This window comes from Bradyrhizobium sp. 31Argb (assembly GCF_043638955.1).
GTDB lineage: Bacteria > Pseudomonadota > Alphaproteobacteria > Rhizobiales > Xanthobacteraceae > Bradyrhizobium.
The window spans coordinates 1-21,743 of record NZ_JBEGDB010000055.1 but is presented as its reverse complement, the minus strand read 5'-3'; the positions used below and the strand labels follow the sequence as shown (position 1 = coordinate 21,743).

Sequence of the window (21,743 nt, the reverse complement as noted above, 5' to 3'; positions counted from 1 at the left end):
CTCGGGCGCCGATCGCCATCCAACTCCTGTCAAACGAAATGCGCCGCCGGGAACTCGCGGCGCCACAGGAGGGTCAGACATGTTCGCTCAGTTAGGAGCGGCGATCGCCGCGGTGGTGTTGTTGAGCAGCCCAGCGCTTGCCGAAAGCAAGCTCACCGATCCACAGATCGCCCATATCGCATACACCGCCGGCAATATCGATATCGCGGCGGCCAAGCAGGCGCTGACGAAGGCCAGCAACAAGGACGTCAAGGCGTTCGCGGAAGACATGGTGCGCGACCATGAGGCCGTGAACAAGCAGGCGCTTGACCTCGTCAAGAAACTCAATGTCACGCCCGAGGATAACGACACCAGCAAGGCGCTGTCGAAGCAGGCGGCCGACAAGCTCGCCGAACTCGGCAAGCTCAAGGGCGCCGCCTTCGACAAGGCCTACATCGCCAACGAGGTCGCCTATCATAAGACCGTCGACAGCGCGCTGGAAACGAAGTTGATCCCGTCGGCCAGCAACGCCGAACTGAAGGGCTTGCTGCAGACCGGCCTGAAGATCTTTCAAGGCCACGAGCAGCATGCCGAGCATGTCGCCGCAGAGCTGAAGTAACCTTGAAGGAGAGGGGCTCCCCATGCAGCCCGGACGCCTTCGTCTGATTGCCGGCGTGCTTTCCCTTGCGGCGATGGCGGTCCCGGCACATGCGGCGACGATCACGATCGTGATGGAAAATCTGGTGGTCTCGCCGGCCGAGGCGACGGCCAAGGCCGGCGATACCATCGAGTGGGTGAACAAGGACGTGGTCGCGCACACCGCGACCGCCAAGAACGGCGATTTCGACGTGATGATACCGCCGAAGAAGACCGTGACTTACGTCCTGAAGAAGACGGGCACCGTCGACTACTACTGCCGCTTCCATCCCAACATGAAGGCGATGCTCAAAATTGACGGTCGGGCGTCGCCTTGATCGGCAGGAGGCTCATGGAACCTTGCTGCTGGTCTCCGTTCCAGGGTAGATATACTTCCGGACGTCTGCCGGCCTCGATCATCAACCCTAGAGGGAGAGAGCAGTGGGACTGTCCTGGCAACAAGGCCCGCTCTCAACGGGAGCATTTGGCCGGTTCCTCGTGCCCGAACCGCTGCCCAAGCGATTGTTATACGTAGAGCGTTTGCGCCGGCGCATGCGCGTGCGTTTCGGGGAAATCTGGATCGCCGATAGCGAGCATGTCCTCCTGCTCTTCGAACCAGGGCGTTATCCGGTAGCCTACTTCCCGGAGACCGATGTTTCTCCACACGTCCTGGAACGCACCGAGCATACTACGCAGCACCCCGATCTCGGACTCACGTCCTGGTACAGCGTCCGGGCGGACGAGCAACACATCGCGCCGCGCGGGGCGTGGCAGCACACCGGTCTGCCCGCCCATGCCAGCGAATTGCAGGCACGCGTCGCGTTCGCGTGGCGTGCCATGGATGCTTTCTACGAAGAAGACGAGCGAATCCTGGGCCATGCCGCTGACCCCTACCACCGCATCGACATTCGCCAGGCCTCTCGGAATCTCGTGGTCCGCCATGGTGACCGGATCATTGCCGACACCAAGCGGCCGTTGGTCCTCTACGAGTCCGGCTTCGCGCCGCGCTGGTACGTTCCGCGCGCTGATATCGATGAGTCGGCCCTCACTCCCGTGAAACTCCAGACCTTCTGCCCGTACAAAGGACTGTGCAGCTACTACAGTATCGGTGACGCACGCCAGGCGGCCTGGTCCTATCCTGATGCCTATCCCGAGGTGCGCCGCATCTCCAACCTGGTGTCGTTCGAACCTGATATCGTCACGGTCCTTCTCGATGGCACTCAGCTCCATCTTGAGCCTGGTCAGACGGTGGTCCCGCATGGTCCCGATCGCAACCTCGACGTCGCCGAGGTGGACCGCCCTGCAAACGGGCATGAGCGGTCATCCGATGGCGGTCCCCCAGCGGCTGCGAGTGGCTAGGAAAACTTCCGGTCCCCATCAAAGCGGAGCGGGACATGGCGCGATTACTGTCGGTCAACGTCGGGCTTCCGCGCGATATCGAGTGGAAGGGGCGCACTGTACACACCGGGATCTGGAAAAGTCCGGTGCGTGGCCGCTGTCGGGCAGGGCGGCTGAATCTCGACGGAGACGGTCAAGGGGACCTGGGCGGCCACGGAGGTGAGCAGCGAGCCGTCTTCGTCTACCAGATCGAATCGTATCGTCATTGGCAGGATCAGCTAAACAGGACCGACTTCGTCCACGGACAGTTCGGCGAAAATTTCACGATCGAAGGATTGTCCGATGATACCGTGTGCATCGGCGACCATTATCAAATCGGCACTGCGCTGTTCGAGGTCACTCAGCCTCGCGTGACCTGTTATCGCGTTGGCATTCGGATGAACGAGCCACGGATGCCGGCATTGCTGACATCCAGCGGACGGCCGGGGTTCTACTTCCGCGTCCTAAGGGAAGGCGAGGTGGGCGCCGGCGATGAAATCGTAAAGGTCGGAGAGGCGAATGAGCGAATGACCGTCGCAGAGATCAACGCGCTTCTCTATTCGCCCAATCATCCGCGTGACCGATTGGAGCGCGCCTTGCGGATCGAGGCGCTTTCGCCTGGATGGCGCTCGTCGTTTGAGGCGTTGCTGCAGAGCCAAACGACTGCCGCGGGGAGTGGCAACGCGGGGCTCGCGCCGACAGCAGCCGCGCACCCGGTTGCACCGGGATTTCAGCCGCTCGTGGTCGCGGCGATTGATCAGGAGTCCGCGGACGTCCTCTCCCTGTCGATGCAGGATCCGGATGGTCAGCCGCTGCGGCCGTCTTTGCCAGGTCAGTACATAGTCTTGCGTCTTCGACCGACCGGCGGCGGCCCGCCGCTGTTTCGCAGCTACTCCCTCTCGGGTCCCCCCTCGACGGAGCGCTATCGGATCAGCGTGAAGATCGAGCCAAATGGGACGGCCGGAACCTACCTGCGGGAGCATCTCCAGGTGGGCGATGTTCTCGACGTCAGCTCGCCGCGTGGAAGCTTCATTCTGCAGTCCGGGGAGCGGCCGGTGGTGCTGCTCAGCGCGGGAATCGGAGCGACGCCTGTCCTGGCGATGCTGCAGGCGCTGGCCGAGGCCCGCTCGACACGGCAGGTCTTGTGGCTGCATACGGCTCGCGACCGGCAGCATCATCCATTTGCCGCCGAGGTCCGCCGCCTCATGCTCGGGCTCACCCGCGGCCGCAGCTATGTTTGCTATAGCAGGCCGGGCTCGGGCGATAAGATCGGCGAGGACTTCGACGCGACCGGTCATCTGTCGCAATCGGTCTTCGACGAGGTCGGCATCCCGCGAGAGGCGGATGTCTATCTCTGTGGGCCGACCCGCTTCATGGCGGACATGAAAGCCGCGCTCGCGGCATTTGGCGTGCCGCGGGAGCGGGTTCATGTCGAAATTTTCAACGGCAGCGAGTCGATGACTCCCGGTATCGTCGGCGCAGCAACGCGAGCGCCTCATCCGCCGGGAGACGATGCCAACACCGGTCCGCTGGTATCGTTCGCGCGAAGCGGCGTCGCCGCACACTGGAAAGCGTCAGCCTATCAGAGCATTTTGGAGCTGGCCGAGGCGTGCGATGTGCCGGTTCGTTGGTCGTGTCGGACCGGTGTTTGTCATAACTGTGAAAGCGGTTTGGTTTCGGGCGCGGTCGCCTATGGACCGGAGCCACTCGATCAGCCTGCCGATGGCAACGTTCTGGTTTGCTGCTCACGACCGATTGGTGATGTCGTTGTCGATTTGTGAATCCTGACCGATCGCGGCCCATTCATAATCGGCGAGTTCGCTGAAACGGTCGAAATGACCTGAACCCGACATTGTCGTTCGCTTGGCCTGCGTCAACAAAAGCTCTCTCTCACAGTCGCAAGATAGAGTAGATTGTAGGCGGCTGCGCTGGAGACGGACCGCGCCGAAATTCTGTGTGGGGCGAATGGGCAGGGACACTGCCGTAAGCGCGCACCGCCATCTCAGCAAACCATCTTGCCGCTGATTTCTACCATCCATAACGCGCGGATTCGCGCGCGGAGGTGATCAAGCTAATGGAGGAGTCACAATGAGCAGGCATATCCTTCTCAACATTGCAGCGATGACGGCGATCGGACTAGGAGCGCTGGTGGCTGGCAGCGCCGTTGGTCAGGAGACGGGCGAGCACAATGTGGTCTCGCCCCAGGACATCAAGTGGGGACCGGCGCCTCCCTCCGTTCCAGCCGGAGCGCAGGCGGCGGTGCTTTACGGCGACCCGAGCAAGGAAGGCCTGTTTGCGTTTCGGCTGAAGGTGCCGAGGGGTTATCATGTTGCTCCGCACACCCATCCCAAGCCGGAGATCGTCACCGTGGTCTCAGGGACAGCGCGCTTGGGGATGGGAACCGCGGCCGATCACGACAAGGCTCAGGTTCTTCCCGCGGGCAGTTTCTTTGCGCTGTCCCCTGGTTCGGCGCACTCTTTCTTCGCCGACGAAGACACAGTCATTCAGCTCAACAGCACCGGTCCGTGGAGCATCAACTACATCAATCCAAAGGACGATCCGCGTCAAAAGACGCAGTAGCGGGATCAATCACCGCAGTAGTACAGCGGGGGCGGCTCTACAGCGCAGTCTAGCTGCGGCACATTCTCCATGGTGAGCATTACACACAAAGAATGTTTTCTTCAAAGCCGAGGGCGCGACGGTTGATCCGCCGCAAATGCGTCGCATCAAGGCAGCGGTATCCGTAATCTTCGAGCCGCTCGATGATCAGCCGACCATCGAGCGGCTGGGAACGGTTTAGGTCTGTGAGAATTTCACAGAGAAGCGGGACTTTGCGGCCGTCCTTTGCCAGGACCGCCTGCATCCCGTCAAATACCGCCGATTCAAACCCTTCGACGTCGATCTTGATCAGACTTACTCGATCGAGATCAATCTTCCGTTCGCGCACATAATCATCCAGAGCGATGACACCGACGCTGATGTTCTCGGTGAGCTCACGCGCGTGATCGAGAAAACCGGCGGCAAGTGAACTCGATCCGATGTTCGTATCATAGTTGTCGAAATTCTCCGGGCGCGGCGCAACAACGGCCATCATGGAGTTTCCGCGGAGAGCGCCGCAAGCGGTCTGATTGGCGATAATCTGATAGTCCGGATTGAGTTCGGCGAGACGTTGGATAAAGGCGAAATACTGAGGTACCGGCTCAAATGCGTGCACTTCCCCGGTCTGACCCACTAGCGACAGTGCATAAGCAGACCAGTAACCGCAGTTGGCGCCGATATCAATGAAGGTCGTTCCAGGACTCAAGAAGTGCCTGAAGATCCGTTCAAGAAACATCTCATGGGTCTGAAAAAAATACTTCGCCATCAAGCGATGCAGCGACATGTCTATTTCATACTGCACGCCATTAAAATGCGTTCTTGCGATACCAGTTGGCGCTGCTTTGACCTGCTCGAGCGCCCTACGCCGGATCATGTCGGTCAGCCGCGACGGATCAGTTAATGCGTATTTCAGGAAGAAGCGAAAACTCTTCGGAGCAATCATAATCGTCGACCCATTTAATGCCCCCATTTAAAAATCGCTATTCCAGATGGCAAATCTCCGCCAAGAATATGGCTAAACAAGGTCCTGTTGTTGGGCAAGATTGCGGTCGTAGCTCGTCCGAGCAACTTGCACCAGAACGCGATCGGCCTTCGTCATGGAACATGTTTTGAGGCTTCAGCACTTTCCGGCCGAAGAATTTGTCGCGTGCCGGACATGGCCGCGATAAACAGCAATACTCGTTTTGCCGAAATTGAGCTCAGGTGTTAGCAGATAGGTCGAAGCAACTGAGCTGCATGCTGACGTTTGGCTAACCTCGAGAGGGTTTCGTTGCATTCCACTATAACCGAAGGTGCCAGGGAGCCTGCAGACACTGCGCGCTGGAAACACCACGTTCGCTGTCCGCGGTGCTCGTCGAAATTGCGAAATCTGGACACTGACCCAGCGTGCTCGAACGCAGCCTGCGAATATAGCGCGGCAGGTTTTCCGGTCGCAGGAGGGCAGCCGGTCTTAATCGATTTTGCGACGAGTATTTTCGATCGCAAGATGTATCGCGCCGAGAACGGATCTGCGCTCGCTCGCGACCTGACCCGCCGCTCGCTTGGCTCGCGGCTTCATCGGTTCGGCTTTGGCAAGAACCCAGTCGCCGCGTCAAATTGCGCAAAGTTCGTGGAACTTCTGAAGCAACGTCGCGACCGGGCCAACGTCCCGGTCGTCGGCGGCGGAACGATCGGCTCGGGTGCAGACGAGCTCTACAACGCCACTTCCATCGAGCTGCTCGGAACTGATGTCTTCGCATCTCCTTACACCAGCTTGGTTGCTGATGCCCATAAGCTGCCCTTCGATGATGGGGTATTCGACGGCGTTTGGATTCAGGCAGTGCTCGAGCACGTCCTGGAGCCCGCAACGGTCGTTGCTGAAATTCATCGCGTGCTGCGGCCTGACGGCTTGGTTTACGCGGAAACACCGTTCATGCAGCAAGTCCACGAACGCGCCTACGATTTTTCACGGTTTACGCAGAGCGGACATCGTTGGCTGTTCAGGCGGTTCTCGGAGATCAGCGCCGGACCGACCAGCGGTGCGGGTGTGGCACTCGTCTGGTCGATCCGGTACTTCTCCCGTGCGCTCGGTGCAGGAGATAAGTTGTCCCGGTTGATCTCGCTGCCATTCTTCTGGATTCGATTTCTCGACAACGTTAGCGGGGGACGCACCGTCGCCGACGCGGCGAGCGGATTCTACTTTCTCGGACAGAGAAGTGAGGACGCGATCGATCCTAACGAGATGCCGAAGTATTACGACCAACAAGGAAATGCTATGGCAACCAAGGCAGATCGGCTTTCACGGAAGTGAGCCAGATAAGTCCTCGGGGCAATGACAAGTACTGATGGTGAAACTGTTCCTGCGCCGCGTAGACGGGCATCTGAGGCAATCGGCCGGCGGGCAGTAGGGCGTGTACTCAAAAAGCAACGAGACCTCTCGGGGCTCACATCTGCTTAGCTCCCGACAGCAGCGCGGAAGCGGACAATCCGGGATCGCTGCGTTGTGCCACAAGCGGACTAGCCGATCTTGGCGCGAACATACGACTCCGCCCGTTCGAGCAAATGATCGAATGAACCATCGGCGGTATCGAGCACCAGATGCTCTCGATCCCACGGTTCATAGTACCGGTTCACTATTTCGTCCCACGTTGGCAACCTGAGGCCACTGATGTCTGAGGTGCGGCCTTCCACCCGTTGCCGGTGCAAAACCAAGTCGCTGCAAACTACTTCGATCTCAGCGATGGGTGCCGATCTTTGCAAGGCGGTCTGTCGCCATCCGACGCGGCTTGCGAGGACTGGATTTACGCAGTCTGCTATAACGATGCGGCCGAGCTCAAGATTTTCAGCCGCCAGTGCGTTGGCTACGACGTAACCCATCGTGCCGACCGTTTGGCCTGCCTCCTGCAAGGTCTGCTCGATAGCGTCGATACGAAGATATGTAGCCGCGAGACGTCTTGTCAGCTCGCGAGAAACTGTCGTCTTCCCGGTGCCCGGAAGGCCGCCGAAGACTATGAGTATAGGTTGACGGCTTATCATGCCCGGATCATCGGCCAGTATTCCGAGGTCCGCAATGGGGCAGAAGCGGTGAGGTTCAGACCGAGCGAACGTTTTCCGGTTTGCGCCTCAAAGCAGACGCCGGGCGTTTATGAGGACATGCCCTAGTCGAATTCGAGCACGTCGGCGGCTGTGAGGCGGCCGGGGGTGCGATGGAAGAGATCGCGATCGATGACCGCGCACAGCTTTGGCACCGGCAGCTTATCGCCGCCGCGCATCAGATGCTTGATCTCGAAATGGCCGTCTTCGCAGATCGTCTTGAGCGAGGCGATGATACGCGTGATCCGGCCGTCTTCGCCAAACGGCAGGAGCAGCCGCTCATAGGCGACTGGTCGTCCATAGATGTCGTCGATATGGGCGATCGTGTAGACCGGCAGGCCGCGCGCGATGCACTCGTGGTAGACTGGCAATACGATCGGCGCGAGGCGCGGGCCCAGATAGTCGTCGAGAGCGCGGCCCTTTCCGGTGTGGCCGTAGGCATGCGCCATCCGCGTGCCCTCGCTCCGGATCGTCAATCGCGGCGGCTGACATTCAGCCTCGACCGTGTAGTGGACAAGGTCGAGCCTCTCTTCCTCTAGTCGCTCCGGCTCGTACTCGTCGACGCGTGGCGTCGACCGGTTACGGGCATACAGCCTGAGCCAGGCGTTCAGCAGATCGCGCTGCCGGATCGATTTCACGATCGATGAATTGGTGCTCTCGAATTCCAAGGTCGAAAATCCGTCCCGGGACCAGATGGCCAGAGCATCGGCTGGACGCGGAAATATTCTATGAAGGCTTGGCTGCGCGGCAAAATACCGTTAATGGCGGCTTTCCGAAGCGACAAACCGGGGGCGGCTGCAATTCGGCTATTGGAGAAGACGGAACCGATGAGGGGTGCGTCCTCGGTGCTCAGCTTTCCGCCTTGCCTAACCCATGTTGCATCGGCATATTCCGCCGCCGGGGGCGGCGGTCCGGGATGGGTTTCCGGGTTCGCGGAAAACCAGCCGGATCAGGAAAAAATTTGGCCGCGCGCGCAATCGCGGTGAGGCCGAGGGGGAAATTGTTTGGCCGACGAGTTCATTCTCGAGACCCACGGATTGACCAAGGAATTCGCGGGTTTCTTCGCCGTTCGCGACGTCGCGTTGAAAGTGCGTCGCGGCAGCATCCATGCGTTGATCGGGCCCAACGGGGCCGGCAAGACGACATGCTTCAACCTCCTGACAAAATTCCTAAAGCCGTCCGCCGGCCGGATTGCATATAAAGGGCAGGACATCACCGCGATGCCGCCGGCCGATGTCGCGCGTCTCGGATTGGTGCGCTCGTTTCAGATCTCGGCGGTTTTTCCGCATCTGACGGCACTGGAGAATGTCCGCGTCGCTTTGCAGCGCCAACACGGCAATTCCTTCGATTTCTGGCGCTCGAAAAGCGTGCTCGACCGCTATAATGCCCGCGCGCTGGAACTGCTTGACGATGTCGGCTTGAGCGAGTTCGCCAACATTCCCGCCGTCGAGATGCCTTATGGCCGCAAGCGCGCCCTTGAGATTGCAACGACGATCGCGCTCGACCCGGAGATGATGTTGCTGGACGAGCCGATGGCCGGCATGGGCCATGAGGACATCGACAAGATCGCCGCCTTGATCAAGCGCATTTCCGCGAAATACACCATCCTGATGGTCGAACATAACCTCTCGGTGGTGGCGAATCTTTCCGACATCATCACCGTGTTGACGCGAGGGCAGGTGCTCGCGGAGGGCCATTATGCCGACCTCTCCAAGGACGAGCGCGTGAAGGAAGCCTATCTGGGAGCCGGTCATGCCTGAGCTGAAAATGGCTGAAGCTCCGGCCGCAAAACGTGCGGACGCGAAGGTGTTGGCCGTGCAGGACCTCCAGGCCTGGTATGGCGAATCCCACATCCTTCACGGCATCAATTTTCATGTGAATGCCGGCGAGGTGGTGACGCTGCTCGGGCGCAACGGCGCCGGCAAGACGACCACGCTGAAATCGGTGATGGGAATCATCGGCAAGCGCTCCGGTTCGATCCGCTTCGAGAACCAGGAGATCATCCGCGCGTCCTCCGACAGGATCGCACGGAAGGGCATCGCTTTCTGCCCGGAGGAGCGCGGCATTTTCGCAAGCCTGGATGCGCGCGAAAACCTGCTGCTGCCGCCGACCGTGCGCCCCGGGGGCCTGTCGCTCGACCAGATCTTCGATCTGTTTCCGAACCTGAAGGAGCGTCTCTCCAGCCAGGGCACCAAGCTGTCCGGCGGCGAGCAGCAGATGCTGGCGATTGCGCGCATCCTGCGCACCGGCGCACGTTTCCTGATGCTGGATGAACCGACCGAGGGGCTTGCGCCGGTCATCATCCAGCAGATCGGCCATACCATTGCGCGGCTCAAATCGGAGGGCTTTACCATTCTGCTGGTCGAGCAGAATTTCCGTTTCGCATCGACGGTCGCTGACCGCTATTACATTGTCGAGCACGGCAAGGTGATCGACGGTTTTGCCAATTCGGAGCTCTCCGCCAACATGGACAAGCTCCACACCTATCTCGGCGTCTGAATTGCCGACATCAAGAAAAGCAAGAGGGACCACAATCATATGAAGAACAGGATTTCGGCGTTGCTGCTTGGCACCGCCCTGACGTTCGCCTCGGTTGGCCTCGCGCTTGCCCAGGACAAGACCGCGAAGATCGGTGCGCTCTCCGACCAGTCCGGGCTTTATTCAGATCTCGGCGGGCCCGGCTCGACGCTCGCGGCGCAGATGGCGGTTGAGGACTCCGGGCTTCTCGCCAAGGGGTGGAAGATCGACGTCATTTCCGGCGATCACCAGAACAAGCCCGACATCGGCTCGACCATCGCGCGGCAGTGGTTCGACGTCGACAAGGTCGACATCATCGTCGACGTACCGAATTCCGGCGTGGCGCTCGCCGTCAACAACGTCGTCAAGGAGAAGAACGGCGTCTACATCAACTCCGGCGCGGCGACTTCGGACCTGACCAACGCCCAGTGCACGCCGAACACGGTGCACTGGACCTACGACACCTACATGCTGGCGCATTCCACCGGACAGGCGCTGGTGAAGTCCGGCGGCGACACCTGGTTCTTCCTCACCGCCGACTACGCCTTCGGCGCCGCGCTGGAGCGCGACACGACCGCCGTCATCACCGCCAATGGCGGCAAGGTGCTCGGCAGCGTCAAGCATCCGCTCAACACCTCGGACTTCTCGTCCTTCCTGCTGCAGGCGCAATCGTCGAAGGCCAAGATCATCGGCCTTGCGAATGCGGGCGGCGACACCACCAACTCGATCAAGCAGGCCGCTGAGTTCGGCATCGTTTCCGGCGGCCAGAAGCTGGCGGCGCTGCTGTTGTTCCTCACCGACGTCAAGGCGATGGGGCTCGATGTCGCGCAGGGCCTGAACTTCACCGAGACCTTCTACTGGGACATGAATGACCAGACCCGGGCTTTCTCCAAGCGGTTCTCGGAGCGGTCGAAGGGACACGCCATGCCGTCCATGGTCCAGGCCGGCGTCTATGCGGGGCTGCGTCACTATTTCAAGGCGCTCGAAGCGCTCGGCGGCAATCCGCATGACGGCGCCAAGGTCGTGGAGAAGATGAAGTCGATCCCGACCGAGGATGATCTGTTCGGCAAGGGCGAGATCCAGCCGAACGGCCGTGCCATCCATCCGGCCTACCTGTTCGAGGTGAAGAAGCCCTCCGAATCCAAGGGACCGTGGGATTTCTACAAGCTGGTCGCCACCGTTCCGGCCGACCAGGCGTTCACGCCGCTTTCCGAAAGCAAGTGCGCGCTGCTCAAGAAGTAACTATCATCGCCCGCCGGCGGTGAAGCCGGCGGGCTCCATTTGGGGGGAGGGGGGCGAAGGCCAACGCGATGCAGGCTCTCTACGCACAGCTACTGGTGGGACTGATCAACGGCTCGTTTTACGCGCTGCTCAGCCTCGGGCTTGCCGTGATTTTTGGCATGCTCAACATCATCAATTTCGCCCATGGCGCGGTCTACATGATGGGCGCCTTCTGCGCCTACTTCCTGCTCAACATCGCCGGCCTCGGCTATTGGTGGGCGCTGATCATCGCGCCCATCGTGGTCGGCATCTTCGGCATGATCCTGGAGCGGACCATGCTGCAATGGCTGTCCGGCCTCGACCATGTCTATGGCCTGCTGCTGACCTTCGGCATCGCGCTGATCATCCAGGGCATCTTCCAGAACTATTTCGGCTCTTCCGGCCTGCCGTACCAGATTCCCGACGCGCTCCGCGGCGGCATGAATCTCGGCTTCATGTTCCTGCCCGTCTATCGCGGCTGGGTGGTCGTGTTCTCGCTGGTGGTATGCCTGGCCACCTGGTTCCTGATCGAGAAGACGCAGCTTGGCGCCTATCTGCGCGCCGCGACCGAAAATCCGACGCTGGTACGTGCCTTCGGCATCAACGTGCCCAGGATGATCACGCTCACCTACGGCCTCGGCGTCGGGCTTGCGGCACTCGCAGGCGTGCTGTCGGCGCCGATCAACCAGGTCCGCCCGCTGATGGGCGCCGACCTCATCATCGTCGTGTTCGCGGTGGTGGTGATCGGCGGCATGGGATCGATCATGGGATCGATTATCACCGGTTTCGCGCTCGGCGTGATCGAGGGATTGACCAAGTATTTCTACCCCGAGGCTTCCAACACCGTCGTGTTCGTCTTGATGGTGCTGGTCCTGCTTGTGAAGCCGACGGGACTGACCGGACGGGCGGCCTGATATGTCAACACTCACCGACGATACCCTGCCGGTCCCGCCGCGCGCGATGCGCGACGAGATGGTCGCTTTCGGCATAATGGCCGTGCTGCTGGCCATCGTGCCGCTCACCGGCATCTATCCGTTCTTCGTGATGCAGGCGCTGTGCTTTGCGCTGCTCGCCTGCGCCTTCAACCTGCTGGTCGGCTATGGCGGCCTGCTGTCGTTCGGCCACGCGATGTTCCTGGGCACCGCCGGCTACGTCTCGGCGCATGCGCTGAAGGTGTGGGCGCTGCCGCCGGAGCTCGGCATCATCATCGGCACGGCCGCGGCCTGCGGGCTTGCCGTCATCACCGGCTACATCTCGATCCGCCGGCAGGGCATCTACTTCTCGATGATCACGCTGGCGCTGTCCCAGCTCCTCTACTTCATCTACCTGCAGGCGCCGTTCACCCATGGCGAAGACGGCATCCAGGGCATTCCGCAGGGCTTTCTGTTCGGCGTCTTCAACCTCGCCAAGTCGACGGTGCTTTATTACGTCGTGCTCGGCGGCTTCCTCGGCGGCTTCCTGTTGATCTACCGCACCATCAACTCGCCCTTCGGCGAGGTGCTGAAGTCGATCCGCGAGAATGAGCCGCGCGCGATCTCGCTCGGCTACAAGACCGACCAGTACAAGCTGCTTGCCTTCATCCTGTCAGGCACGCTGGCGGGCTTTGCCGGCTCGCTCAAGGTGTTCGTGGCCCAGAACGCCTCGCTGACCGACGTGCATTGGTCGATGTCCGGCGAGATCGTGCTGATGACGCTGGTCGGCGGCCTCGGCACCGTTTTCGGTCCCGTGGTCGGCGCCTTCATCATCATCGCCATGCAGCAATATCTGGCTGGTTACGGCCAGTGGGTGACCGTGATCCAGGGCGTCATCTTCGTCGCCTGCGTGCTGACCTTCCGCCGCGGCATCATCGGCGAGGTCGCGCGTTTGCTCAGGCGGTCGCTGTAGGGCTTGCTACGCATCGTAGCCCGGGTGGAGCGGAACGCGTAACCCGGGACATCTGCGTCCGCGTTTACCAACGGCCCTGGGTTACGCTGGCGTTCCACCCAGGCTACGGCACCGATCGCGTGGCGAGATGGAGTCCAACGCAATCCTGCTGCGTTGGGCCCTCGAAGGCATCGGGGACCCTTTCACAAAGCGGTGGATGACCGGGTTCCGGCGGCGGAGCGCTGGCCGTTCCTGCACAAAATGTTCTATGACAGTTTTGTGACAGGTTACGGAGTGGCCGTCCGGCACGATGGATATGACCTATGCTACGCTGGTTTCGAGCCTTTTTGCCCAAGGAGGAGCGGTTTTTCGACCTGTTCGCCCGGCATGCCAAGACCTCCGTCCAGTGCGCGATGGCGCTGCAGGATGTGCTGAAGGGTGGGGACGAGACGCCCGTCCACTGCCAGCGCGTCAACCAGTTCGAGAATGACGCCGACAACATTACCCGCGAGGTTCTGACCGCCGTCCGCCGCACCTTCATCACCCCGTTCGACCGCGGCGACATCAAGAACCTGATCACTTCCATGGACGATGCCGTCGACCAGATGCAGCAGACCGCCAAGGCGGTGGTGCTGTTCGAGGTGCGCGCGTTCGAGCCGCCGATGCGCGAGATGGGGACACTGATCGTGGAATGCGCCAATCTGGTCGGGCGCGCTCTGCCGCTCCTGCAGTCGATCGGCAGCAACGTCTCGATGCTGACCCAGATCACGGAGGAATTGACCAAGCTCGAGGGCCGGGTCGATGATCTCCACGACATCGGGCTGAAGGAGCTTTACCTCAAGCACCGCGACGCAAACACGATGGATTTCATCGTCGGCGCCGAGATCTACGATCACCTCGAAAAAGTCGCCGACCGCTTCGACGACGTCGCCAACGAGATCAACTCGATCGTGATTGAGCAAGTGTAGGGCAGTTTACGTGGACGCCACGCTTGGTCTTCCGGTCCTGGTGATCCTGATCGCGGTCGCCCTGCTGTTCGATTTCCTGAACGGCCTGCATGACGCCGCGAATTCGATCGCGAGCATCGTCTCGACCCGCGTGCTGCGGCCGCATTTCGCGGTGTTCTGGGCGGCGTTCTTCAACTTCGTCGCGTTCACCGTATTCGGACTGCACGTCGCCAACACCATCGGCACCGGGATCATCGAGCCGGAGGTCGTCGATGCCACCGTGATCTTCGCCGCGCTGGTCGGCGCCATCGTTTGGAACGTGATCACCTGGGCACTCGGCATTCCGTCGTCGAGCTCGCATGCGCTGATCGGCGGCCTGGTCGGCGGCGGCATGGCGAAGGCGGGGGTCTCGGCGGCGGTGTGGAGCGGGCTCTCCAAGACGCTGCTCGCGATCGTGCTGTCGCCTTTGATCGGCTTCCTGCTGGCACTGGTGCTGGTCGCGATCGTGTCATGGCTGTCGGTGCGCTCGACACCGTTCGCGGTCGACCGCGCCTTCCGCATCCTGCAATTCGTCTCCGCCTCGCTCTATTCGCTCGGCCATGGCGGCAATGACGCGCAGAAGACCATGGGCATCATCGGCGTGCTGCTCTATTCGCAGGGACATCTCGGCGAGGAGTTCGGCATCCCGTTCTGGGTGGTGCTGGCCTGCCAGGCTGCGATGGCGCTGGGCACCCTGATGGGCGGCTGGCGCATCGTCCGCACCATGGGGCTGCGCATCACCAAGCTGACGCCGATGCAGGGCTTTTGCGCGGAGACCGGCGGGGCGGCGACCCTGTTCATGGCGACGTTCCTCGGGGTTCCCGTTTCCACCACCCACACCATCACCGGCGCCATCGTCGGCGTCGGTGCGGCCCGCCGGATGTCGGCGGTGCGCTGGAATGTCGCAAGCTCGATCGTCTATGCCTGGGTCATCACCATCCCAGCCGCCGCCGCGGTCGCGGCCGTCACCTATTGGGTGGTGTTGGCGCTGCGCTGATCAGGTGACCAGCTTGAGGCCGACAATGCCGGCCACGATCAGCCCGATGCTCGAAAGCCGAAGCGCGGTGGCTGGCTCGCCGAACAGGATGATGCCGAGCATCGCCGTTCCGACCGCGCCGATGCCGGTCCACACCGCATAGGCGGTTCCGATCGGCAGCGTCTTCAGCGCGAGCCCGAGCAGGACAATGCTGCCGACCATGCTCAGAAGCGTCAGCACCGATGGAACGAGCCGTGTGAAACCTTCGGTATATTTGAGCCCGATCGCCCAGCCGATCTCCATCAGACCGGCGATGAGCAAGATAGTCCAGGCCATGACGACCCTCCTGATAGGGCAGGGTCGTCCCCGCGGCTGATGTCGTGAACAGGAAGGTCGTCCTTCCCGGGCCCGATATGGGGCTGGCCTTCGCGCTCCGCAATCACCAAATAGGCTTGATCGCCCCGAGTTTCCCTGCCAAACGCTCACCGCCATGTCCGACCTTGCCCTGACAGCCGAATCGCCGTCTCGTTCCCCGCTTGCCGATGAAGTGGCGCGGCGGCGCACGTTTGCGATCATCTCCCACCCGGACGCCGGCAAGACCACGCTGACCGAAAAGCTCCTGCTGTTCGGCGGCGCCATCAATCTCGCCGGCCAGGTCAAGGCCAAGGGCGAACGGCGGAACACGCGTTCCGACTGGATGAAGATCGAGCGCGAGCGTGGCATCTCGGTGGTCACCTCGGTGATGACCTTCGAGTTCCAGGACCACGTGTTCAACCTCCTGGACACACCGGGCCACGAGGACTTTTCGGAAGACACCTATCGCACGCTGACCGCCGTCGACTCCGCCGTCATGGTGATCGACGCGGCCAAGGGCATCGAGGCGCGCACGCGAAAACTGTTCGAGGTCTGCCGCCTGCGCGACATCCCGATCATCACCTTCATCAACAAGATGGACCGCGAGAGCCGCGACACCTTCGACCTCCTGGACGAGATCGAAAAGACGCTGGCGCTCGACACCACGCCGATGACCTGGCCGGTCGGCCGCGGCCGCGATTTCATGGGCACCTATGACGTCAGGAACGGTGGCGTGCGCCTGCTCGAAGGCGGCGGCGCCAAGACCGGGCAGGCCGAGCAGATCGACATCGCCGATCTCGCCAGCCGCAATCCCAATCTCGACGTCGCCGAGATCAAGGACGAACTCGCGCTGGTATCGGAAGCCTGCAAGCCGTTCGAGCTCGATGCGTTCCGCGAGGGTCATCTGACGCCGGTCTATTTCGGCAGCGCGCTGCGCAATTTCGGCGTCGGCGATCTCCTGGAAGGGCTCGGGCAATTCGCGCCGGCGCCGCGTGCCCAGGATTCCGATCTGCGCAAGGTCGAGGCATCAGAGCCGCGCATGAGCGCCTTCGTCTTCAAGATCCAGGCCAACATGGATCCGAACCACCGCGACCGTATTGCGTTCGCGCGGCTCTGCTCGGGCAAGCTCAGCCGCGGCATGAAGGCGAAGCTGGTGCGCACCGGCAAGAATATGAGCCTGTCGAGCCCGCAATTTTTCTTCGCCCAGGACCGTTCGGTGGCGGACGAGGCCTTCGCCGGCGACGTCGTCGGCATTCCCAACCACGGCACGCTCCGGATCGGCGATACCCTCACCGAAGGCGAGGATTTGACCTTCGTCGGCGTGCCGAGCTTCGCGCCGGAAATCGTCCGCCGCGTGCGGCTGACCGACGCGATGAAGGCAAAGAAGCTGAAGGAAGCCTTGCAACAGATGTCGGAGGAGGGCGTCGTGCAGGTGTTCCGCCCGCGCGACGGCGCTCCGGCTCTCGTCGGCGTGGTCGGCCCGCTGCAGCTCGATGTGCTGAAGGCGCGGCTGGATGCCGAATACTCGCTGCCGGTGGAATTCGAGGTGTCGGAATTCCAGCTCGCGCGCTGGATCTCCTCCGACGACCGCAAGAAGCTGGACACTTTCGTCGCCGCCAACAACTCCGCCATCGCCGACGATGTCGACGGCGATCCCGTGTTCATGGCCAGGAACGAATTCTACCTCGGCTACACCCAGGAACGCGCCGAGGGCATCACCTTCTCCAACGTCAAGGACGTCAAGCGGAAGGGGTAGGTCGCTAGCTGCAGCCGTCGTCCCCCGCGAAGGCGGGGGACCCAGGCGGCGGCCTCTCGGTGAAGCACAATCGTCTCTGGAATACTGGATCGCCCGATCAAGTCGGGCGATGACAGCGGTGCGGGCGGAACTCGCCGCGCACGCAAGGAAGTGAACGCGCGCCAGCTTGATGACGCCGCTAGCGGCCCTCATTTCCTTGGGGGCGGCATCCAAAGGGCTTGTCTCATGCTGCGACGCGTCGTGATCTGCCTCGCACTCATCGTCCTCGGAATTTCCGCGGGCCATGCCGCGGAGCGGCGGCGGCACCAGATCAACCCGGTGCCTTTCGCGCATACGCCCTGCAGCGTGCTGGAGGAAGGACCCTGCACGCCGTCCTATTGCGGCGTGTTCAGCACTTGGCCGTGCATCCCCGAGATGAACTACCCCTATGGCGAGAACCTGCAGCTCACGATCATGACGGTGCCGCCGCAGGACCAGGCCGAGAAATACAAGAAGCCCGATCACGATCTCGACACCATCGGCGATCTCTTCCAGGCGCTGCGCTCCTGCTGGACGCCGCCGTCGGCCGACGACGCGCGCGGGGGCATGCAGATGTCGGTCCGTTTCAGCTTCAAGCGCTCCGGCGAGATGATCGGAGCGCCGCGCATGACCTTCGCCACATCAGGCGTTCCCGCAGATACCCGCACCACCTACCTGAACGCGATCGACGCATCGCTGAAGGGCTGCCTGCCACTCAAATTCAGCAATGGCCTCGGCGGCGCGCTCGCCGGCCGCCCGATCGCGATCCGCTATGTCGACAATCGTGAATTGGGCAAGCAGGCGGAGAAGCCGTAACTTCCTCACCGCTGTCATTGCCGGGCTTGACCCGGCAATCCATCCGTCGAAAGAATCATCATTGTCCGCTGCGCGGAAGATGGATACGCGGGTTAAGCCCGCGTATGACGCGCGGAGGGTCGAAGCCAAGGGCTCGCCTATTTTTGGCGCATTGCACTCCACGCCGCTAAAGTGATACCCGAAGGCCCAATACGCACCACGCCGAGGGAGGGACATCGTGGGACTGCTGGTGATGATCCTGGGACTGGTCCTGTTCTTCGCTGTCCACACGCTTACGACCCAGCGCGGCTCGCGTGCGCGCTGCATCGATGCGATGGGCGAGGGCGGCTACAAGATCGCCTATTCGGTGGTCTCCGCGATCGGGCTCGCGCTGATCATCTGGGGATTTGCCCGTTACCGCGCGACGGGCTGGATCGACGTCTGGTATCCGCCGACATTCCTGAAGCACATCACCATCGCGCTGATGCTGCCGGCCGTGATCCTGGTGGTTGCGTCCTACATCCGCGGCCGCATCTACACGACGCTGAAGCATCCGATGCTCGCCGGCATCAAATTATGGGCGGCGGCACATCTGCTCGCCAATGGCGATCTCGGCTCGATCATCCTGTTCGGCTCGTTCCTGGCCTGGGCGGTGTTCGACCGCATCTCACTGAAACATCGCACTGATGCCGGCGGTCCGCCGATTCCGGTCGGCGGTGCCGGCAATGATATGATCGCGGTCGCGGTCGGCGTCGTCGCCTATGTCGCACTGGCCTTCGCGTTCCATCCGGTCGTGATTGGCGTCCCCGTCGTTGGAGCTTAACTATGTCCGTACAATCAGCCATCAAGCGCAAGACCGCACCCGATATCCGCGCCCGCAAGAACGGCGAGCCGATCGTGATGCTGACGTCGTATCACGCGCATACTGCGGCGCTGGTCGACCGCTACTGCGACGTCATCCTGGTCGGCGATTCCCTCGGCAACGTCATGCATGGGCTCGAGACCACCGTGCCCGTCACGCTGGAGATGATGATCCTGCAGGGACGCGCGGTGATGCGCGGCTCCGAGCGCGCGCTTGTCGTGGTGGACATGCCGTTCGGCTCCTATGAGGCGTCAAAGGAGCAGGCGTTTCATGCCGCGGTGCGGATTTTGAAGGAGACCGAGTGCGGCGCGGTGAAGCTCGAAGGCGGCGCCCGCATGGCCGAGACGGTAGCGTTCCTGACCGAGCGCGGCATTCCCGTGATGGGCCATATTGGCCTGACGCCGCAATCGATCAACACGTTAGGCTCGTTCCGTGCGCAGGGGCGCGACGAGAAAGGCTGGGCGCCGATCGAGAACGACGCCAAGGCGATCGCGGAAGCCGCCGCCTTCTCGGTCGTGATCGAGGCGGTGGCCGAGCCGCTCGCGCGCAAGATCACGCAGGAGATCGCCATTCCCACCATCGGCATCGGTGCGAGCGCCGCCTGCGATGGCCAGGTGCTCGTGCTCGAGGACATGCTCGGGCTTTCGCCGCGCACCCCGAAATTCGTCCGCCGCTACGGCAATCTCGGACCCTCGATCGAAGCGGCCATCGAGGGCTATGCCGCCGACGTCCGCGCGCGCAAATTCCCCGGGCCTGAGCATGTCTACGACATGAAAAAGAGCTAGAGGTTGGCGAAGTCAGATCGAGTTGCTCCGCGATGGACGTTGCGTTCCCTCCGTCGTCATTCCGGGGCGCGACGAAGTCGCGTGCTATGATGTGCAATTGCACATCAGAGAATCCATCGGGCGGCAAACTCTGCGGCGGAATGGATTCCGGGCTCACGCTTACGCGTGCCCCGGAATGACAGCGCGTGAGGAAGCACCTCCCGCCATTCCGGGAGACGTGAAGCAAACCTGTAGGACAGGGTGATGAACTGGTCAGGGCATTCGATTCCGGACATGCGGCTCGAAGCGCGCTTCGGCGACCGGGTCGTGCCGGTGTTTTGCGAGCGGCCGAAGAGCATCTGGGCGATGATATCGGAGGCCGCCGCCAGAAACCCTGACGGCGAGGCGCTGATCTGTGGCGACAGGCGAATGAACTGGCGCGAGGTCGTGCAGCAGTCCGCGCAGGTCGCGGCCGGATTGCAGAAGCTCGGTCTGCGCGCCGGCGATCGGGTCGCGGTGCTGCTCGGCAATCGCATCGAATTCGTGCTGACGATGTTCGCCGCCGCGCATGCGGGCCTGGTGACGGTGCTGCTCTCGACGCGGCAGCAGAAGCCCGAGATCGCCTACGTCTTGAGCGACTGTGGCGCGAAGCTCCTGATCCACGAGGCGACGCTTGCCGCGCGCGTGCCCGACGCGGCCGATGTTCCCGCGCTGGAGCGTCGGATTTCCGTCAGCGACGACAGCGGATCGCAATTCGCAGCGCTGCGCGACAATGTGCCATCAGAGGCGCCAGCAATGGTCGGCGAAGAGGATACGGCGATGATCCTCTACACATCTGGCACCACGGGGCGGCCGAAAGGCGCGATGCTCGCGCATTGCAACGTCATCCATTCCTCGATGGTGTTCGTGTCCACCCTGAAACTCACAGCGGCGGACCGCTCGATCGCGGCCGTGCCGCTGGCGCATGTCACCGGCGCGGTCGCCAATATCACGACCATGGCTCGCTGTGGCGGCGCGTTGATCATCATGCCCGAGTTCAAGGCGGCCGAATATCTGAAGGTCGCCTCCCGCGAGCGCGTCACCTACACGGTGATGGTGCCGGCGATGTACAATCTCTGCCTGCTGCAGCCGGATTTCGACAGCTACGATCTCTCGAGTTGGCGCATCGGCGGCTTCGGCGGCGCCCCGATGCCGGTCGCGACGATCGAGCGATTGGACGCGAAATTACCCGGACTGAAGCTCGCGAACTGCTACGGCGCCACCGAGACCACGTCGCCCTCGACCCTGATGCCCGGCGAATTGACGGCTGCGCATATCGACAGCGTCGGCCTGCCATGCCCCGGCGCCGAGATCATCGTGATGGACGGCAATCACCGCGAGCTGCCGCGCGGCGAGATCGGCGAGATCTGGATCCGCAGCGGCTCGGTCATCAAGGGCTACTGGAACAATCCGAAGGCGACAGCGGACAGCTTCACCGCCGGCTTCTGGCATTCCGGCGATCTCGGCTCGATCGACGAGCGCGATTTCGTCCGCGTGTTCGACCGCCAGAAGGACATGATTAACCGCGGCGGCCTGAAGATCTATTCGGCTGAGGTCGAGTCGGTGCTGGCAGGACATCCCGCCGTCGTCGAAAGCGCGATCATCGCAAAGCCCTGTCCGGTGCTGGGCGAACGCGTCCATGCGGTGGTGGTGACCCGCGACGAGGTTGGCGCGGAAGTCTTGCGTGCCTGGTGCGCCGAGCGGCTGTCCGACTACAAGGTGCCGGAAACAATGGCGATCACACGCGACCCGCTGCCGCGCAACGCCAACGGCAAGGTGATCAAGCGGCAGTTACGGGAAACGCTGGCGGGGCGGTAGATTCCATGGGGCGGTGAGCGCGCCCTTTCCGGTAGGTTTGGGTTTCCACACTCGAACCATCGGAGAGTCTGAT

At 62.1% G+C, this 21,743-nt stretch carries 22 protein-coding genes; 18 read left to right on the top strand and 4 right to left on the bottom strand.

What is annotated here, in order from left to right; all coding sequences use genetic code 11:
- Nucleotides 1-79: 79 nt before the first annotated feature.
- The 5 genes from AAFX91_RS13755 (at nt 80) to AAFX91_RS13735 (ending at nt 4,572) form a co-directional block, all read left to right on the top strand.
- Complete coding sequence (locus AAFX91_RS13755) at nt 80-598, top strand: DUF4142 domain-containing protein (RefSeq protein WP_130581323.1); 519 nt, start codon at nt 80-82, stop codon at nt 596-598.
- A 22-nt stretch (nt 599-620) separates the two neighbouring features.
- The gene (locus AAFX91_RS13750; RefSeq protein WP_394566841.1) at nt 621-953 is read left to right on the top strand and encodes a cupredoxin domain-containing protein; all 333 of its coding nucleotides are present in this window, start codon (nt 621-623) and stop codon (nt 951-953) included.
- A gap of 103 nt (nt 954-1,056) precedes the next feature.
- A complete protein-coding gene (locus tag AAFX91_RS13745) occupies nt 1,057-1,974 on the top strand; it encodes a DUF427 domain-containing protein (RefSeq protein WP_394566840.1) in 918 nt (305 codons plus the stop codon).
- Between the two features lie 35 nt (nt 1,975-2,009).
- Nucleotides 2,010-3,773, top strand: coding sequence for an MOSC domain-containing protein (locus tag AAFX91_RS13740; protein WP_394566839.1), 1,764 nt, complete (start codon nt 2,010-2,012; stop codon nt 3,771-3,773).
- A gap of 307 nt (nt 3,774-4,080) precedes the next feature.
- Nucleotides 4,081-4,572, top strand: coding sequence for a cupin domain-containing protein (locus AAFX91_RS13735; RefSeq protein ID WP_282529917.1), 492 nt, complete (start codon nt 4,081-4,083; stop codon nt 4,570-4,572).
- Between the two features lie 79 nt (nt 4,573-4,651).
- Here AAFX91_RS13735 and AAFX91_RS13730 read toward each other — a convergent pair whose 3' ends face one another.
- Nucleotides 4,652-5,560 carry an FkbM family methyltransferase gene (locus AAFX91_RS13730; RefSeq protein ID WP_130584174.1) on the bottom strand — a complete coding sequence of 303 codons (909 nt, stop codon included), beginning with the start codon at nt 5,558-5,560 and terminating at the stop codon, nt 4,652-4,654.
- 390 nt (nt 5,561-5,950) lie between these two features.
- Between AAFX91_RS13730 and AAFX91_RS13725 the strand changes: the two genes are divergently transcribed.
- A complete protein-coding gene (locus AAFX91_RS13725) occupies nt 5,951-6,880 on the top strand; it encodes a class I SAM-dependent methyltransferase (RefSeq protein WP_394566838.1) in 930 nt (309 codons plus the stop codon).
- A gap of 206 nt (nt 6,881-7,086) precedes the next feature.
- Here the strand turns inward: AAFX91_RS13725 and AAFX91_RS13720 are convergent, their stop codons facing one another.
- Both AAFX91_RS13720 and AAFX91_RS13715 read right to left on the bottom strand, forming a co-directional pair.
- A complete protein-coding gene (locus AAFX91_RS13720) occupies nt 7,087-7,605 on the bottom strand; it encodes an AAA family ATPase (RefSeq protein ID WP_130584360.1) in 519 nt (172 codons plus the stop codon).
- Between the two features lie 122 nt (nt 7,606-7,727).
- Complete coding sequence (locus tag AAFX91_RS13715; RefSeq protein WP_130584359.1) at nt 7,728-8,330, bottom strand: PAS domain-containing protein; 603 nt, start codon at nt 8,328-8,330, stop codon at nt 7,728-7,730.
- 336 nt (nt 8,331-8,666) lie between these two features.
- Between AAFX91_RS13715 and AAFX91_RS13710 the strand changes: the two genes are divergently transcribed.
- The 7 genes from AAFX91_RS13710 (at nt 8,667) to AAFX91_RS13680 (ending at nt 15,285) form a co-directional block, all read left to right on the top strand.
- Nucleotides 8,667-9,422 carry an ABC transporter ATP-binding protein gene (locus AAFX91_RS13710; protein WP_028166030.1) on the top strand — a complete coding sequence of 252 codons (756 nt, stop codon included), beginning with the start codon at nt 8,667-8,669 and terminating at the stop codon, nt 9,420-9,422.
- Complete coding sequence (locus tag AAFX91_RS13705) at nt 9,415-10,161, top strand: ABC transporter ATP-binding protein (protein ID WP_394566837.1); 747 nt, start codon at nt 9,415-9,417, stop codon at nt 10,159-10,161. The genes AAFX91_RS13710 and AAFX91_RS13705 overlap by 8 nt, the downstream gene beginning before the upstream one ends.
- Before the next feature lie 39 nt (nt 10,162-10,200).
- Nucleotides 10,201-11,421: an ABC transporter substrate-binding protein gene (locus AAFX91_RS13700; RefSeq protein ID WP_130582314.1), complete on the top strand. Its 1,221-nt coding sequence runs from the start codon at nt 10,201-10,203 to the stop codon at nt 11,419-11,421.
- Nucleotides 11,422-11,489: 68 nt separating this feature from the next.
- Nucleotides 11,490-12,353 (top strand): branched-chain amino acid ABC transporter permease, encoded by an 864-nt coding sequence (locus AAFX91_RS13695; protein ID WP_130582313.1) that lies wholly within the window; start codon nt 11,490-11,492, stop codon nt 12,351-12,353.
- A 1-nt stretch (nt 12,354) separates the two neighbouring features.
- Complete coding sequence (locus AAFX91_RS13690) at nt 12,355-13,323, top strand: branched-chain amino acid ABC transporter permease (RefSeq protein WP_394566836.1); 969 nt, start codon at nt 12,355-12,357, stop codon at nt 13,321-13,323.
- Between the two features lie 302 nt (nt 13,324-13,625).
- A complete protein-coding gene (locus AAFX91_RS13685; RefSeq protein WP_130582311.1) occupies nt 13,626-14,270 on the top strand; it encodes a DUF47 domain-containing protein in 645 nt (214 codons plus the stop codon).
- A 10-nt stretch (nt 14,271-14,280) separates the two neighbouring features.
- Nucleotides 14,281-15,285, top strand: a complete 1,005-nt coding sequence (locus tag AAFX91_RS13680) for an inorganic phosphate transporter (RefSeq protein ID WP_394566835.1) — start codon at nt 14,281-14,283, stop codon at nt 15,283-15,285.
- Here AAFX91_RS13680 and sugE read toward each other — a convergent pair whose 3' ends face one another.
- On the bottom strand, nt 15,286-15,600 hold the full coding sequence (gene sugE / locus AAFX91_RS13675) for a quaternary ammonium compound efflux SMR transporter SugE (protein ID WP_282529924.1): 315 nt from the start codon (nt 15,598-15,600) through the stop codon (nt 15,286-15,288).
- A gap of 154 nt (nt 15,601-15,754) precedes the next feature.
- On the opposite strand from sugE, the gene AAFX91_RS13670 reads away from it, so the two are divergent.
- The 5 genes from AAFX91_RS13670 (at nt 15,755) to AAFX91_RS13650 (ending at nt 21,670) form a co-directional block, all read left to right on the top strand.
- Nucleotides 15,755-17,374: a peptide chain release factor 3 gene (locus AAFX91_RS13670; RefSeq protein ID WP_394566834.1), complete on the top strand. Its 1,620-nt coding sequence runs from the start codon at nt 15,755-15,757 to the stop codon at nt 17,372-17,374.
- Between the two features lie 225 nt (nt 17,375-17,599).
- Nucleotides 17,600-18,208: a hypothetical protein gene (locus AAFX91_RS13665; protein ID WP_394566833.1), complete on the top strand. Its 609-nt coding sequence runs from the start codon at nt 17,600-17,602 to the stop codon at nt 18,206-18,208.
- Between the two features lie 217 nt (nt 18,209-18,425).
- Nucleotides 18,426-19,010: an NnrU family protein gene (locus AAFX91_RS13660; protein WP_394566832.1), complete on the top strand. Its 585-nt coding sequence runs from the start codon at nt 18,426-18,428 to the stop codon at nt 19,008-19,010.
- Between the two features lie 2 nt (nt 19,011-19,012).
- Nucleotides 19,013-19,834 carry a 3-methyl-2-oxobutanoate hydroxymethyltransferase gene (gene panB, locus AAFX91_RS13655; protein ID WP_394566831.1) on the top strand — a complete coding sequence of 274 codons (822 nt, stop codon included), beginning with the start codon at nt 19,013-19,015 and terminating at the stop codon, nt 19,832-19,834.
- Nucleotides 19,835-20,077: 243 nt separating this feature from the next.
- Nucleotides 20,078-21,670, top strand: coding sequence for a class I adenylate-forming enzyme family protein (locus AAFX91_RS13650; RefSeq protein ID WP_394566830.1), 1,593 nt, complete (start codon nt 20,078-20,080; stop codon nt 21,668-21,670).
- Nucleotides 21,671-21,743: the final 73 nt, after the last annotated feature.

Excerpts from the sequence above, each read along its gene's own strand:
- AAFX91_RS13650 (WP_394566830.1), top strand. The coding sequence starts at position 20,078 with ATGAACTGGTCAGGGCATTCGATTCCGGACATGCGGCTCGAAGCGCGC.
- AAFX91_RS13750 (WP_394566841.1), top strand. The coding sequence starts at position 621 with ATGCAGCCCGGACGCCTTCGTCTGATTGCCGGCGTGCTTTCCCTTGCG.
- AAFX91_RS13720 (WP_130584360.1), bottom strand. The coding sequence starts at position 7,605 with ATGATAAGCCGTCAACCTATACTCATAGTCTTCGGCGGCCTTCCGGGC.
- AAFX91_RS13730 (WP_130584174.1), bottom strand. The coding sequence starts at position 5,560 with ATGGGGGCATTAAATGGGTCGACGATTATGATTGCTCCGAAGAGTTTT.
- AAFX91_RS13665 (WP_394566833.1), top strand. The coding sequence starts at position 17,600 with ATGCTGCGACGCGTCGTGATCTGCCTCGCACTCATCGTCCTCGGAATT.
- AAFX91_RS13755 (WP_130581323.1), top strand. The coding sequence starts at position 80 with ATGTTCGCTCAGTTAGGAGCGGCGATCGCCGCGGTGGTGTTGTTGAGC.
- AAFX91_RS13700 (WP_130582314.1), top strand. The coding sequence starts at position 10,201 with ATGAAGAACAGGATTTCGGCGTTGCTGCTTGGCACCGCCCTGACGTTC.
- AAFX91_RS13705 (WP_394566837.1), top strand. The coding sequence starts at position 9,415 with ATGCCTGAGCTGAAAATGGCTGAAGCTCCGGCCGCAAAACGTGCGGAC.
- panB (WP_394566831.1), top strand. The coding sequence starts at position 19,013 with ATGTCCGTACAATCAGCCATCAAGCGCAAGACCGCACCCGATATCCGC.
- AAFX91_RS13740 (WP_394566839.1), top strand. The coding sequence starts at position 2,010 with ATGGCGCGATTACTGTCGGTCAACGTCGGGCTTCCGCGCGATATCGAG.
- sugE (WP_282529924.1), bottom strand. The coding sequence starts at position 15,600 with ATGGCCTGGACTATCTTGCTCATCGCCGGTCTGATGGAGATCGGCTGG.
- AAFX91_RS13685 (WP_130582311.1), top strand. The coding sequence starts at position 13,626 with ATGCTACGCTGGTTTCGAGCCTTTTTGCCCAAGGAGGAGCGGTTTTTC.
- AAFX91_RS13690 (WP_394566836.1), top strand. The coding sequence starts at position 12,355 with ATGTCAACACTCACCGACGATACCCTGCCGGTCCCGCCGCGCGCGATG.
- AAFX91_RS13735 (WP_282529917.1), top strand. The coding sequence starts at position 4,081 with ATGAGCAGGCATATCCTTCTCAACATTGCAGCGATGACGGCGATCGGA.
- AAFX91_RS13670 (WP_394566834.1), top strand. The coding sequence starts at position 15,755 with ATGTCCGACCTTGCCCTGACAGCCGAATCGCCGTCTCGTTCCCCGCTT.
- AAFX91_RS13695 (WP_130582313.1), top strand. The coding sequence starts at position 11,490 with ATGCAGGCTCTCTACGCACAGCTACTGGTGGGACTGATCAACGGCTCG.